The organism is Sphingopyxis sp. Geo25, assembly GCF_949769135.1.
In the GTDB taxonomy this organism is placed as follows: Bacteria; Pseudomonadota; Alphaproteobacteria; order Sphingomonadales; family Sphingomonadaceae; genus Sphingopyxis.
On sequence record NZ_CATKOZ010000002.1, the window covers coordinates 626,797 to 640,837 of the forward strand.

Genomic DNA, 14,041 nt, shown 5'->3' on the forward strand with positions numbered 1-14,041 from the left:
CGGGGAGCTGGCCCATGAAAAATTCTGGCAGATTGCTTGCGGCATTGTCGCTCGGGCTGATGAGCCTGCCCGCGATGGCGCAGGTGCCACCCTTCCCGGCAGCATTCCAGTCGCGGGACATGGCCGCCAACGGCACGACGCTGCACGTCCGCGTAGGTGGCGCAGGCCCGGCGGTCGTCCTGCTTCACGGCTATGGTGAGACGGGAGACATGTGGGTGCCGCTCGCCGCCGCGCTGATGAAGGATCACACGGTCGTCGTCCCCGACCTGCGCGGCATGGGGCTGTCGGCGCATCCCGACGGGGGGTATGACAAGGCGACGCAGGGCCGCGACATCGCGGCGATTCTCGACCAGCTCAAGATCGACAAGTTCGCGCTCGTCACCCACGACATCGGCAATATGGTCGGCTTCGCGCTCGCGACGCAAAACCCCGGTCGCGTGACGCGCTTCGCACTTCTCGACGCGCCGGTTCCGGGCGTCGGGCCGTGGGAGGAGATTTTAAAGAACCCGCTGCTGTGGCATTTCCGCTTCGGCGGCCCCGATATGGAACGCTTGGTCGCCGGCCGCGAGCGCATCTACCTCGATCGTTTCTGGAACGAATTTTCCGCCGATCCGAAGAAATTCGACGAAGCATCGCGCGAACATTATGCGCGCCTTTATGCGCTTCCGGGCGCCATGCATTCGGGGTTCGCACAATTTGCAGCCTTCGATCAGGATGCGATCGACAATCGCGCTTGGCTCGCCACGGGTAAAAGGCTGACGATGCCCGTCTTGGGAATCGGCGGCGCCAAGTCGTTCGGTCCGACGATGGCGCTCGTCATGCGGTCCGCCGCGACCGATGTCCGCGAAGGTGTCATAGCCGATTCCGGGCATTGGCTGATGGAAGAACAACCCGAAGCGACGGTGAAGATGGTCGTCGACTTTCTGAACGCCGCGTAGCTTCAGCCCCCGAGGGTCATTGCGAGCACAGGCCTCACTCCGCTGCGGGCTGCAGCCCGCCCGCGCGGCGGCGCAGCCGATTCTGGCCGGTGACGTGCACAACCGCGATGTGGATCGCGAACAGGCCGAATTTCGAGGCAAGCGGGAATACCGCAATGAACAGCGGCCACCACTCGGTGAAGAATACCGCGACGATCAGGTTGAGCCCGGCGCTAAGGAACATCAGCGCCGACCAGATCATGCCGAAGCGGTCCATGACGTCGCCGACCAGCGCCTTCTGTTCGGGCGGGATATAGCGGTCGAGCCAGCCGCGGCGCAGCATCACCGTTCCGACGATCAGATAGACGATCGTCGGCTTCGCCATCACGAAGCGCGGATCGCCTGTCGTCAGCGTCGCGGCGGCAGCGAGGAGGACCGAGGCGAGGCTGATCCATTGCAGCGCCGCGATCTTGTGGCCGCGCAGCGCCTCATAGCCGACGACGGCGACGGCCACCGCGGTGCCGGCAACCGTGGCGGCGACGATGTCGGCGCCGAGCGCTAGCAGCACCGCAAACACGATGATGCCCAGCGAATCGAAGATCATCGGCCCGATGGCGTAAAGCAGCGTCCTCATCCGCCGATCCTTTCGCGACTCAATGTTGCCGATGTAAACATTGATCGACGGACGACGCCGGGTCAAGGTGAAATTTACGTTGTTAACATGAGCCGCGCCGAAACGATGCTTCGACGCGGTCAGTCGCGCAGGCGCACCTTCGCCGTCACCGACAGCCCCGGCCGTAGTTGCGCCAGCGCCGCCTGCCCCGGATCGAGTCGGATGCGCACCCCGACGCGCTGGACGATCTTGGTGAAATTGCCCGATCCGGGTTCGAAGGGCAGCAGCGTGAACTCGCTGCCCGATCCCGGCGCGAGGCTTTCGACCGTGCCGGTCAAGGTCTGCCCCAGCGCGTCGACATAGATATCGGCCTTCTGTCCCGGACGCATCTCGCGCGTCTGCGTTTCCTTGAAATTGGCGGTGACGTAGATCGATTTTACGGGAACCACGGTCAGCAGGCGCGAGCCCGGCTGGACATAGTCGCCGACCTGGATGCGGCGATTGCCGACGACGCCGTCGATCGGCGCCGTAACCAGCGTATGGCCGCGATCGAGCTTCGCCAACGCGAGCGCGGCGCGGGCCTTCGCCGCGGTGGCTTCGGCCGCCTGCACCTGCGCTGCGAGGATCGGCCCCTTGGCGCGCGTCACCGCGGCCGCTTCGACGCTGGCGCCGAGGTCGGCGCGCGAACGCTGTGCCGCCGAGGCCGCGCTCACCGCGTTCGCCGACACCTGTTCGGCATCGCGCTTGGGCACGAAGCCGTCGATCAGCAGCGCGTCATAGCGTTTCCGGTCGGCGGCCGCGCGCGCATATTCGGCGTCGGCGGCGGCGATCTGCGTGTTCATCGAGCGGATGTGCGCGGCGGCAAGCTTCTGTTCGGCGCCGAGCGACGCAAGGGTGGCGCGCGCGGTCGCGACCTGCGCGTCGGCGTCGGCGACAGCGGCCTCGGCCGCCATCACGCGCGAATCATAATCGCGCACGTCGATGCGGACGAGCGGATCGCCTGCGCGAACAGCCTGATTGTCCTTCACCAGCACCGCGGTGACGAGCCCGCCGACGCGCGGCGCAACCTCGCTCGAATCGGCTTGCAGATAAGCGTTGTCGGTCGATTCGGCGGTCGCGGGCGAGACGAGCCACCAGATGCCGAGGGCGGCGATCGCAAGCGCGAACAGCCCGACCTTCCACGCCTTTTGGGGCACTGCGATCCGGCGGCGCGTGGGTGCGGCGACTTCGGCCTCGATCGTCACGGGCGCGTTCATGGCTGCATCACCAGCAGGGTCGAGGTTGCCGTCGCATAGAGCCGCCCCTCGGCATCGGTCAGCTTTGCCTCGACATAGGCGACGCGGCGGCCGACCGAGATCACGCGTCCTTCGGCGCGCACCTTTCCGGTCTTGCCGGTCATCGCCTTGAGATAGGAGGTCTTGAGTTCGAGCGTGGTCATCGCCTGATCGTCGGCGAGTTTCGTCACCACCGCGATCCCGCAGGCGGAATCGAGCAGGGTCGCGGCATAGCCGCCGTGGACGATCCCCATCGGGTTATAATGTTCGGGCCCGGGAACGCCCTCGAATGCCGCCCAGCCATCGCCGGCCTCGACGAGCTGGAAGCCCAGCGTCTCGCCGATCGGCGGGCGGCCGCCGCTCGCGATCAGCCCCTGCACCTTGGCGAGCGTCATTGCGCGGTCTCCAGCGAATAGCGGCGGACGATGCTGGCATGGGTATCGGCGAGCAGAGCGTCGGACAGGGCGGCATCGCCGACCGCACGCGCAAGCGCGACGCCGCCGACGAGTTGGGCCAATAGCGCGTGCGCCTCGGCGTCGGGATCGACATATCCAAGCTTCGCGAGCGGGGCCGCGAGACGGGTCGCGATACCGACCACCCCGGCACCGAAGCGCTGGCGCGTTTCGGGTCGCGAGCGGGCAAAATCGCCCGAGAGCGTCGGCAGCGGGCAACCGCGATCGCGCCGATCGCGATGCGCGGGTGAAAGATAGAAATCGATATAGGCGCGCAGGACGTCGCGCGGATCGCCGTCGGCGTCGATCTTGTCGCTACGCGCGCGCGCGTCGGCGAACATGGTCCCGATCGCTTCCTTCACCAGCGCATCCTTCGACGGGAAATGGGCATAGAAGCCGCCGTGGGTCAGCCCGGCACGCGCCATGATGCCCGATACCGCGACATTGTCGGGTCCTTTGGCGCGGATCTCGTTCGCCGCCTCTTTCAGCACCCGCTCACGGGTCTCGGCCTTGTGGTCGCTTGAATAGCGCACTTGCGTCTCCTTTTATATGACGCATATAATATAAAGACGACAGGACACAAGACCCATGGCCTCCATTCCCCTCTCCCCCGGGCAGTCGCCCGCCGTGCCCGATGCGCCGTTCGATCCGGCGGCGATGCCCAACGCCCGGAAATATCTGATCTTTGCGGTGATGGCGTTCGGCCAGTTCATGGCGCTGATCGACATCCAGATCGTCGCGGCATCGCTCAACGAGGTGCAGGCGGGACTCAGCGCCGGGCCCGACGAAATCAGCTGGGTGCAGACCGCCTATCTGATGGCCGAGCTGGTGATGATCCCCTTTTCAGCCTTTCTCGCGCAGGCGCTGTCGACGCGGTGGCTGTTCGCGGCGTCGGCGGGGTTGTTCACCATCGCAAGCATCCTCTGCGGCATGGCGTGGAGCATCGAATCGATGATCCTGTTCCGCGCTGTGCAAGGCTTCGTCGGCGGCGCGATGATCCCGACGGTGTTCGCCACGGGCTATATGCTCTTTCAGGGCAAGCAGCGCGCGATGATCCCCGCGATCCTCGGCATGGTGTCGGTGCTTGCGCCGACGTTGGGCCCGACGGTGGGTGGCTGGATCACCGACGCGCTCGGCTGGCGCTGGGTCTTCTTCATCAATGTCTTGCCGGGCGCGATGGTGACGCTGATGATTCTGGCGCTCGTTCGCGTCGACAAGCCGAACCTGCCGATGCTGCGCCGGATCGACTGGGTGCATCTCGCCTCGATGGCGGTGTTCCTTGCGGGGCTGGAATTCGTGCTGGAGGAAGGGCCGAAGCACGACTGGTTCAGCGAGCCCGAGATCGCGATCGGCGCGTGGGTGTCGTTCGTCGCCTTCGCCCTGTTTCTCGAACGCTCGTTCCGCTCGGACGGGCCGATCGTCAAGCTGTCGCCATTCCGCGTTCCAACCTTCGCCTTCGCCTGCCTTTTCAACCTCGTCATCGGCTTCGGTCTCTATGCCAGCACCTATCTGATCCCGATCTATCTTGGCCGCGTGCAGGGCTATAATGCGTCGGAGATCGGGACGACGGTGTTCGTCGCGGGTCTCGCGCAATTGCTCGGCGTGCCGATCGCCGCCGCGCTGTCGCAGCGCGTCGACCAGCGCATCGTCATCACCTTCGGGCTCACGCTCTTCGCGGTCGGCCTCTGGATGTTCAGCTTCATGACCCCCGAATGGGGCTTCGCCGCGCTCTTCTGGCCGCAGGTCGTGCGCAGTTTCGCGATCATGCTCTGCATCGTCCCGTCGGTCGGGCTCGCGCTCGGCAATTTCGAGGGGCCCGAGCTGCGCTACGCGTCGGGGCTGTTCAACCTGATGCGCAACCTTGGCGGGGCGATCGGGATTGCGCTCGTCAATACCTGGCTCGGCGACAATATGCGGCTCCACATGCTGCGCCTCTCCGAAGCGCTCGGGCGTTCGGCCGATGCCGCGAACGAGGCGGCCGCGGGCTTGGCGCAAAGCATCGGCCGCTATGTGTCCGACCCCGCACTCGCGCAGCAGATGGCAGAGGGAACGCTAGGTCGGATCATCGGGCGCGAGGCGCTGACGCTGGCCTTCGACGACGTCTTCCGCCTGATGTCCTATTTGTTCCTTGCGGCGCTGGCCATGGTGCCCTTTTGCAAGCCCCCGCCGATCGGCGGCGCGGCGCCGACCGACGCGCACTAGCGCGATCCGCTTCCCTAGAAGTCGACATCCTCGTAATATTTGGGCGGGGTCACGATCTCCATCCGCTCGGCGAGCAGCGGGCGGAAGCTCGGGCGCGACTTGAGGCCCGAATACCAGCCCTTCGTCTGCTCGTGCCCCGTCCAGTCGATGCCGCCGAGATAGTCGGCGACCGAGATGTGCGCCGCCGCCGCCAGGTCGGCGAGGCTCATCGTCGCGCCGGCGAGCCAGGTGCGATGGTCGATCAGATAATCGATATAGTCGAGATGCTGGTTCGCGGCCTTCATCGCCTCGCGCAGCGCGCCGGCATCGGGGGGCTGGCGGTGGACGATGCGCTTCTGCATCCGCTCGAAGAGCAAAGGCCCGGTAACCTCGAAATAGAAATCCTGGTCGAACCAGGCGACGAGGCGGCGGATCTCGGCGCGATTAGCGGCGGTGCCGTTGATCATCGCCTTGCCCTCGACGGTCTCCTCGAAATATTCGGCTATGGCGTTGCTGTCGATCAACACCTGCCCGCGCGCCTGATCGACCATCACGGGGGTGCGCCCGGCGGGATTGAGGTCGATGAATTCGTCGCGGCGCTCCCACGGCGATTCGCGCACCAGCTCATAGCCGACGCCCTTCTCGCCCAGCAGGAGCCGGATCTTGCGCGAAAACGGACAGAGCGGGAATTGATAGAGCTGCCACATGCTTACCGCATAGCGGCAGGCGGGCGCTGCGTGCAACGCCTATAGGCGCATGTCTGTGGACTAAGTTCCTAGCGGCGTGCGGCTTCGCGCTCGCGTTCCCCCTAGCGGCGCGCGGCGGCGCGTTCGCGCTCCCATTGCGCGGCGAGGTCGCGCGCCATGTCCTTGAGGACCGGGGCATAGGCTGCGAGCGCCGAGGCGGCCTGTCCCGCCATCCGCGTCCCCGCGCGGACATCGGCGCCCATGCGTTCGGCATAGGCCGGGTCATGGCCCGCGATGTCGCCGACGGTGGCGTCGGGCGGAATGTCGGCAGCGCGCGACGCCGGGTCGATGCGCGCGACGGCATCGGCGAGCGGCCCGACCGGCATCTGCATCAACGCGGCGACCAGTGCGGTCACGGTGTCGGCCATCCGTTCCTGCGTCGCCGGGTCGTTCAGCGTCGCGACGGCGCCCGCGACCTCGCGGTCGGCGGCGGTCGCCGGCAGCGGCGCGGCAAGCGCGAGCAGGGGGAGGGCAGCGATGGTCAGGCGCATGGTATATCCTTTCGGACACGACGATCGATCCGCGCGTCTAGCGGGCCGACGCTTTCGCGCGGCTGAACATCTTTTGGGGGTGCGGCGAACCGTATCCTTCGTACGACGAACTACTCCGCCGCTTCGACCACGACCTCTTCCTCGTTCAGCGGTTGCGTCAGGCGGCTGAGCATTTCCTTGGGACACACCTGCCAGAACTGGTCCCGCCAGCGGTCCCAGTCGGCGAGGATTTCGGCCGACCATTTGCTGCCCGTCGCGCGCGCATGGTCCTCGACCAGCTCCTTCAGCACGCCTTCCCAATGGCTGCTCGCGATCCGCTGCCAGATGATCGATTCGCCGTTGGCGCGGCCCTCGAAGCTGCCGTCAGTGTCGAGGATGAAGGCCATGCCGCCGGTCATCCCCGCGCCGAAGTTCGACCCCACCGGGCCGAGGATCACCGCGGTGCCGCCGGTCATATATTCGCATCCGTTCGCGCCGCAGCCCTCGACGACAACCTTGGCGCCCGAGTTGCGGACCGCGAAGCGCTCGCCCGCCTGACCCGCCGCGAGCAGGGTGCCCGCGGTCGCGCCATAGAGGACGGTGTTCCCGACGATGCTGTTGTGCTGGCTGACGAGCGGGCTCGATACCGTCGGGCGCACGACGATGCGGCCGCCCGACAGACCCTTGCCGACATAGTCGTTCGCGTCGCCGAATACCTCGAGCGTGATGCCGCTGCACAGGAAGGCGCCGAGCGACTGGCCCGCGGTGCCGCGGAGGCGCACCTGCACATGATCGTCGGCGAGCCCGTTCATCCCGAAGCGCGCGGTGACCTCGGCCGACAGGCGCGTTCCGACGGCGCGGTGCGTGTTGCGGACATTGTAGGTGAGCTGCATCCGTTCGCCGCGCTCGAACAGCGGCTTGGCGTCGCTCAGGATCTGCGCGTCGAGGCTGTCGGGGACGGGGTTGCGGAAGTTCGGGCCCTGCGAACGACGCTGATCATCCGGCGCGTCGACCTTCGCGAGGATCGGGTTGAGGTCGAGGTCGTCGAGATGTTCGGCGCCGCGGCTGACCTGCCGCAGCAGCTCGGTGCGGCCGATCACCTCGTCGAGGCTGCGGCAGCCGAGCTTGGCGAGGATTTCGCGCACTTCCTCGGCGATGAAGGTCATCAGGTTGATGACCTTCTCGGGGCTGCCGGTGAACTTCGCGCGCAGCTTCTCGTCTTGCGTGCAGACGCCGACAGGGCAGGTGTTGCTGTGGCACTGGCGCACCATGATGCAGCCCATCGCGACGAGGCTCAGCGTCCCGATGCCATATTCCTCGGCGCCGAGGATCGCGGCGATCACGATGTCGCGGCCGGTCTTGAGCCCGCCGTCGGTGCGCAGGCGGATGCGATGGCGCAGGCCGTTGAGCGTGAGGACCTGATTGACCTCGCTGAGCCCCATCTCCCACGGCGTGCCGGCATATTTGACGCTGGTCTGCGGGCTTGCGCCGGTGCCGCCGGTGTTGCCCGAGACGAGGATCACATCGGCGTGCGCCTTGGCGACGCCCGCCGCGACGGTGCCGATGCCCGCCGAGCTGACGAGCTTCACGCCGACGCGCGCTTTCGGATTGATCTGCTTCAGATCGTAGATGAGCTGCGCCAGATCCTCGATCGAATAGATGTCGTGGTGCGGCGGTGGGCTGATTAGCATCACGCCGGGGGTCGAGTGGCGCAGGCGCGCGATGAATTCGGTCACCTTGAAGCCCGGAAGCTGGCCGCCCTCGCCGGGCTTTGCACCCTGCGCGACCTTGATCTCGATCTCGTCGCACGCGCCGAGATATTCGGCAGTGACGCCAAAGCGGCCGCTCGCGATCTGCTTGATGTTGCTGTTGGCGTTGTCGCCATTGGCGTAGGGCTGGTAACGCTCGCTCGCCTCGCCGCCTTCGCCGGAGACGGCCTTGGCGCCGATGCGGTTCATCGCGATCGCGAGCGTTTCGTGCGCCTCGGGCGAGAGCGCGCCGAGCGACATGCCGGGGGTGACGAAGCGCTTGCGGATCTCGGTGATCGCCTCGACGCTGTCGAGCGCGACGCCCTGCGACGGATAGTTGAACTCGACAAGGTCGCGCAGATACACCGGCGGCAGGTCTGCAACGCCGCGCGCAAACTGCAGGTAGGTCGAATAGCTGTCGGTCGCGACCGCCGTCTGCAGCAAATGCATGAGCTGCGCCGAATAGGCGTGCGTTTCGCCGCCCGCGCGCTGGCGGTAGAAGCCGCCGATGGGGAGCGCGGTGACGCGCTTGTCGAACGCCGCTTCATGCTTCTCGGTCGCGTTGATGAAAAGCGACTGATAACCCTCGCCCGAAATCTTCGCAGGCATTCCGGGGAAGAGGTCGTTGACGAGCGCGCGGCTGAGGCCCACGGCCTCGAAATTATAGCCGCCGCGATAGCTGGAGATCACTGCGATCCCCATCTTCGCCATGATCTTGAGCAAGCCGTCGTCGATCGCCTTGCGGAAACGGACGTGGCAGTCGGCCAGCGACAGCTCGCCGCCGAACAGCCCGCGCGTCCAGCGATCGGCGATCGCCGCCTCGGCGAGATAGGCGTGGACTGTGGTCGCGCCGACCCCGATCAGCACCGCAAAGGCGTGGGTGTCGAGCACCTCGGCCGACCGCACGTTGATCGAGGCATAGCTGCGCAGGCCCTTGCGGACGAGGTGGGTGTGGACCGCGGCGGCGGCGAGCACCATGGCGACGCCGACGCGCGTCTCGCCTATATTCTGGTCCGAGAGGAACAGCTCGCTGCGCCCTGCGCGCACCGCATCCTCGGCCTCGCGGCGGATACGCGCGATCGCGTCGCGCAACGTCGAGGCGTTGCCGCCGGCCGCGAAGGTGCAGTCGATGTCGGCGACGGCATCGCCGAAATAGGCGCGCAGACGGTCCCAGTCGTCGCCGACGAGCACGGGCGAGTCGATCACGAGGACGTGCGCGCTTTGTCCCTTTTCGTCGAGAATGTTGGCGAGGTTCGAGAAGCGCGTCTTCAGGCTCATCACATGCCGTTCGCGCAAGCTGTCGATCGGCGGGTTTGTGACCTGGCTGAAATTCTGGCGGAAGAATTGCGCGACGTGGCGCGGCTTGTCGGAGATGACCGCGAGCGGGGTGTCGTCGCCCATCGAGCCGACGGCCTCCTTCGCATCCTCGACCATCGGGCTGAGGATCAGTTCCATATCCTCCATCGTCAGGCCGGCAGCGACCTGGCGGCGGAGCAGCTCGCTGCGGTCCCACTGGCCGAGAGTCGACTTGCCGCCCTTGGGCAGGTCGGCCATGGTGCGGAAGCCCTTCACGCGCGCGCCATAATCATGCGCGCCGGCGATCTTGTCCTTGATCGCGCGGTCTTCGTAGAGCGTGCCCTCTTCGAGATCGACGGCGATCATCTGACCGGGGCCGAGGCGCCCCTTCTTGCGGATGCTCGCCTCGGGCAGCAGCACCATGCCGCTTTCGGACCCGACGACGAGCAGATTTTCGGCGGTGAGCGTGTAGCGCAGCGGACGCAGCGCATTGCGGTCCATCCCCGCGACCGCCCAGCGGCCGTCGGTCATCGCGAGCGCGGCGGGGCCGTCCCACGGCTCCATGACGCTGGCGAGGTAATTATACATCGCCTTGTGCGCTTGCGGCATTTCGCTGTCGGTCGCCCAGGCTTCGGGGACAAGGATCAGCTTCGCGGTCGGGGCATCGCGGCCGGCGCGGCAGAGCGTCTCGAACACCGCATCGAGCGCGGCCGTGTCCGAGGCGCCCGCCGGGATCACCGGCTTGATGTCTTCCGAATGCTCGCCGAAGGCGAGGCTCGCCATCTTGATCTCGTGGCTCTTCATCCAGTTCTTGTTGCCGCGGATCGTGTTGATCTCGCCATTATGGGCGAGGGTACGGAAGGGCTGGGCGAGCCACCATTGCGGGAAGGTGTTGGTCGAATAGCGCTGGTGGAAGATGGCGACGCGGCTTTCGAACAGCTTGTTCGTGAGGTCGGGATAGAAATCGGCGAGGCTCTCCGCAAGGAACAGCCCCTTGTAGATGATCGAGCGCGCCGACAGGCTGCAGACATAGAAGTCGGCGATCTGCGCCGCGATCACCTTCTTTTCGATGCGGCGGCGGACGAGATAGAGCTGCTTTTCAAACTCGGCGGCGGACTGCTCGTCGGGCAGGGGCCCGGCGATCATGATCTGCTCGATCTCGGGGCGCGTGCGCTGCGCCTTGTCGCCGATCACCGATACATCGACCGGCACCTGGCGCCAGCCATAGATGGTGTAGCCCGCATCGATGATCTCGGCCTCGACGATCGTGCGGCATTCTTCCTGCGCGGAAAGGTCGGTGCGCGGCAGGAAGACCATGCCGACGGCGAGGCGGTTCGGGCGCACCTTGTGCCCCGACGCCGCGATCGCATCGTCGAAGAAGCGGACCGGCAGGTCGACGTGGATACCCGCGCCATCCCCGGTCTTGCCGTCGGCGTCGACCGCGCCGCGGTGCCAGACGGCACGCAAGGCTTCGATCGCCGCCTCGACAACGCGGCGCGACGGCTTGCCGTCGGTCGCCGCGACCATGCCGACGCCGCAGGCATCGGATTCCATGTCGGGGCGATACATGCCGCTTTCGGCGAGCCGCGCGTGATCGGGGGTGGGGTAGTGGGTCATTTACAGTTCCTGACGGCCGCGGCCGCTTCTATTGTCCGGATGGCTTCTTCTTGCGCGCGTTGGCGATAGCCGCTTCCTGCGCATCATAGGCGGCGCTTGCGGCGCTGCTCGCCGCTTCCTCGAGCTGTTCGACGTGGGTGCGATCGGCGGCCGACCAGTTTGCGCGGTCGAACGCGGGGTCGTCGATTGCCTCACCGGCCGCATCCGCAGCCGCTGCCGCGGCATCGGCGACATCGGCCGCAGCAGCATCGGCGGCGGCATCGGCGGCGCCCCAATCCTCGCTTGCTTCGACCGCGTCCTCGACCGGCGGGCTGTTCCACGCGTCGCGGTTTTCCTTCAGCGTCTTGACGTCGACCTTCATCAGCTTGGCGAGTTTCGCCAGCTCGGCGTCGCTCATGTCGGTAAGCTGCTTTTCCTTGGGCAGCGCCTTGAACTTGCCTTCGATCTCGGGCCCGCGGTCGATGAACTTGCCGACCAGCGGCGGCACCGCCTTGATCATTGCCAGCATCACCTCGGGATCGGCCTGGAGCGCCATCCATTCGGCGCTGTACGCCTTGCCCGTCGGGGTCGCGAAAAAGGCGTTCATCTCGCCGAGCTGCGCGGCAGAGAATTTGCGCGCATAAGCGTGCGCCAGCCCGCTCCGCATCGGTCCTTCCAAGTCGGTGAGCGCTTCGCTGATCAACGGCTTGACGACCGTCATCAGCTGGTCCTCGCGCTGCTTGCGATAGGGGTCGAACAGGTCGGCGATCGCGGTCTTGCTCTTCTCGTCGAGCGTCGCGATCTTTTCGCTGTCGACGCCGGTCTTGATCGACAACATCACGTCGGACATGCCGCCGAACTCGCCGAGCAGGCCCTTGAAAAGCTTGCCGTAGAGATTGTCGAGCATCTTCTCGAGGCTGCCCGGCGGGATCAGCGCGGTGGTCGTCGTTTGCGCGAGCGCCAGCTGTGCGGGCGCGACGGGTGGCAGCTTGTCGGTGCCGAAGATCTTCTCGACCAGCTTGATCGCTTCGTCGATCTCCTTCTGCATCTTCGCTTTGGCGTCGGCCATTGCGGCCTCGCTGTTATATTCGGTCTCCGGAATCGTCTCCGGTTTCGTCTGCGAAGGTTCGAAAACGACGACAGGCGCTTCCTTGTTCGGCGCAGCAAAAGCCTGCGCAGGCACGATCAGCATGGCGCCGGCGAGCAGCGCGGATTTCCATTTCGACATAAACATGATCCTTCCCCTGTTGGTCATGCTGCCTTCTTTTCGCTTATCGCCTTCGCTTTCAACCACTTTGCCATCTGATCGCTGACGTCGCGGCCGTCGCGGATGCCCCAGACGACCAGGCTGGCGCCGCGCACGATGTCGCCCGCCGCGAAAACGCCGGGCAGGCTGGTCATCATCGTCTGGTGATCGACGCGCAGTGTGCCCCAGCGCGTGACGCTGAGGTCGGGCGCGCCGAACAGGTGCGGCAGCTCTTCGGGGTCGAAGCCCAGTGCCTTGATCACCATGTCGGCGGGCAGGTCGAACTTGCGGCCGGGATCGGGCTCGGGGCTGCGGCGCCCGCTCGCATCGGGCGCGCCAAGGCGCATGCCCTGCACCGCCACCTGCTTGACGCTCTTGTCGGCGGTGAAGCTTTCGGGTGCCGAGAGCCAGACGAACTCGACGCCTTCCTCCTCGGCATTGGCGACCTCGCGCTGCGAACCCGGCATATTCTCGCGGTCGCGGCGATAGAGGCACTTCACCGACTTGGCGCCCTGGCGCACCGCGGTACGGACACAGTCCATCGCGGTGTCGCCGCCGCCGACGACGACGACATGCTTGCCCTTGGCGTCGAGGCGGCCATCCTCGAACTCGACAACGGTGTCGCCGAAACTCTTGCGGTTCGAGGCGATCAGATAGTCGAGCGCGGCGACGACGCCCGCGGCTTCGTTGCCCGGTACGTTGATCTCGCGCGCCTTGTACACGCCGGTCGCGACAAGGATCGCGTCATGCTTCTGCCGCAACTGGTCGAGCGTCGCTTGCCTGCCGACCTCGAAACCAAGGTGGAACTGGATGCCGCCCTCCCGAAGCCGGTCGATGCGGCGCATCACGACATCCTTCTCGAGCTTGAAGCCAGGAATGCCATAGGTCAGCAATCCGCCCGCGCGGTCGTGACGGTCATAGACATGCACCTCGTGACCCATCGCGCGCAGATATTCGGCGGCGGTCAGGCCCGCGGGGCCGGCGCCGATGATGCCGACCGACTGGCCGGTGGGCGTGCCGACATACAGCGGCTCTACCCAGCCTTCGGCCCAGGCGGTGTCCGTGATATATTTCTCCACGCTGCCGATCGTGACGGCGCCGTGGCCCGAAAATTCGATCACGCAATTGCCTTCGCACAGCCGATCCTGCGGGCAGATGCGGCCGCAGATCTCGGGCATGGTCGAGGTCGCGTTCGACAGCTCATACGCCTCGCGCAGCCGCCCTTCGGCGGTCAGGCGCAGCCAGTCGGGGATATGGTTGTGCAGCGGACAATGCACCGAGCAATAGGGCACGCCGCATTGCGAACAGCGCGCGGCCTGCGCATCGGCATCGGGCGCCGCATAGCGCTCGGCGATCTCGCGGAAATCGCGCGCGCGCTCCTCGGCCGACCGCTTGTCAGGGTAGGATTGTTCACGCCCCACAAACTGGAGCATGCGTTCGGAAGCCATGCAGTATCCCCTTCGTTGCGGGGGCGATGGCATGGCTGAGAAAGGCCTGTCACG

General features: G+C 66.2%; 11 protein-coding genes. 2 read left to right on the forward strand and 9 right to left on the reverse strand.

Annotated elements, in window-relative coordinates; genetic code table 11:
• Positions 1–14 precede the first annotated feature (14 nt).
• Positions 15–938: an alpha/beta fold hydrolase gene (locus tag QOL68_RS10290; protein WP_282948358.1), complete on the forward strand. Its 924-nt coding sequence runs from the start codon at positions 15–17 to the stop codon at positions 936–938.
• 34 nt (positions 939–972) lie between these two features.
• Here QOL68_RS10290 and QOL68_RS10295 read toward each other — a convergent pair whose 3' ends face one another.
• From QOL68_RS10295 to QOL68_RS10310, 4 genes are all read right to left on the reverse strand, one after another.
• Entirely contained in the window at positions 973–1,551 is a 579-nt protein-coding gene (locus tag QOL68_RS10295) for a septation protein IspZ (RefSeq protein ID WP_058457222.1), read from the reverse strand.
• A gap of 119 nt (positions 1,552–1,670) precedes the next feature.
• Positions 1,671–2,786 carry an HlyD family secretion protein gene (locus QOL68_RS10300; protein ID WP_282948356.1) on the reverse strand — a complete coding sequence of 372 codons (1,116 nt, stop codon included), beginning with the start codon at positions 2,784–2,786 and terminating at the stop codon, positions 1,671–1,673.
• Positions 2,783–3,199 (reverse strand): PaaI family thioesterase, encoded by a 417-nt coding sequence (locus QOL68_RS10305; RefSeq protein ID WP_058457224.1) that lies wholly within the window; start codon positions 3,197–3,199, stop codon positions 2,783–2,785. The genes QOL68_RS10300 and QOL68_RS10305 overlap by 4 nt, the downstream gene beginning before the upstream one ends.
• The gene (locus QOL68_RS10310; RefSeq protein WP_282948353.1) at positions 3,196–3,789 is read right to left on the reverse strand and encodes a TetR/AcrR family transcriptional regulator; all 594 of its coding nucleotides are present in this window, start codon (positions 3,787–3,789) and stop codon (positions 3,196–3,198) included. The genes QOL68_RS10305 and QOL68_RS10310 overlap by 4 nt, the downstream gene beginning before the upstream one ends.
• Positions 3,790–3,844: 55 nt before the next feature.
• On the opposite strand from QOL68_RS10310, the gene QOL68_RS10315 reads away from it, so the two are divergent.
• The gene (locus QOL68_RS10315) at positions 3,845–5,458 is read left to right on the forward strand and encodes a DHA2 family efflux MFS transporter permease subunit (RefSeq protein ID WP_282948351.1); all 1,614 of its coding nucleotides are present in this window, start codon (positions 3,845–3,847) and stop codon (positions 5,456–5,458) included.
• Positions 5,459–5,472: 14 nt separating this feature from the next.
• On the opposite strand, the gene QOL68_RS10320 is transcribed toward QOL68_RS10315, so the two are convergent.
• The 5 genes from QOL68_RS10320 to QOL68_RS10340 all read right to left on the reverse strand — a co-directional run bounded on the left by QOL68_RS10320 (position 5,473) and on the right by QOL68_RS10340 (position 13,987).
• On the reverse strand, positions 5,473–6,144 hold the full coding sequence (locus tag QOL68_RS10320; protein ID WP_058457227.1) for a glutathione S-transferase family protein: 672 nt from the start codon (positions 6,142–6,144) through the stop codon (positions 5,473–5,475).
• Positions 6,145–6,245: 101 nt separating this feature from the next.
• Positions 6,246–6,674 carry a hypothetical protein gene (locus QOL68_RS10325; RefSeq protein ID WP_282948346.1) on the reverse strand — a complete coding sequence of 143 codons (429 nt, stop codon included), beginning with the start codon at positions 6,672–6,674 and terminating at the stop codon, positions 6,246–6,248.
• Positions 6,675–6,784: 110 nt separating this feature from the next.
• Positions 6,785–11,314, reverse strand: coding sequence for a glutamate synthase large subunit (gene gltB, locus QOL68_RS10330; protein ID WP_282948344.1), 4,530 nt, complete (start codon positions 11,312–11,314; stop codon positions 6,785–6,787).
• A gap of 28 nt (positions 11,315–11,342) precedes the next feature.
• Positions 11,343–12,521 (reverse strand): DUF2059 domain-containing protein, encoded by a 1,179-nt coding sequence (locus tag QOL68_RS10335; RefSeq protein WP_282948342.1) that lies wholly within the window; start codon positions 12,519–12,521, stop codon positions 11,343–11,345.
• Positions 12,522–12,544: 23 nt separating this feature from the next.
• Positions 12,545–13,987, reverse strand: coding sequence for an NAD(P)-dependent oxidoreductase (locus QOL68_RS10340; RefSeq protein WP_282948339.1), 1,443 nt, complete (start codon positions 13,985–13,987; stop codon positions 12,545–12,547).
• Between the last annotated feature and the right edge of the window lie 54 nt (positions 13,988–14,041).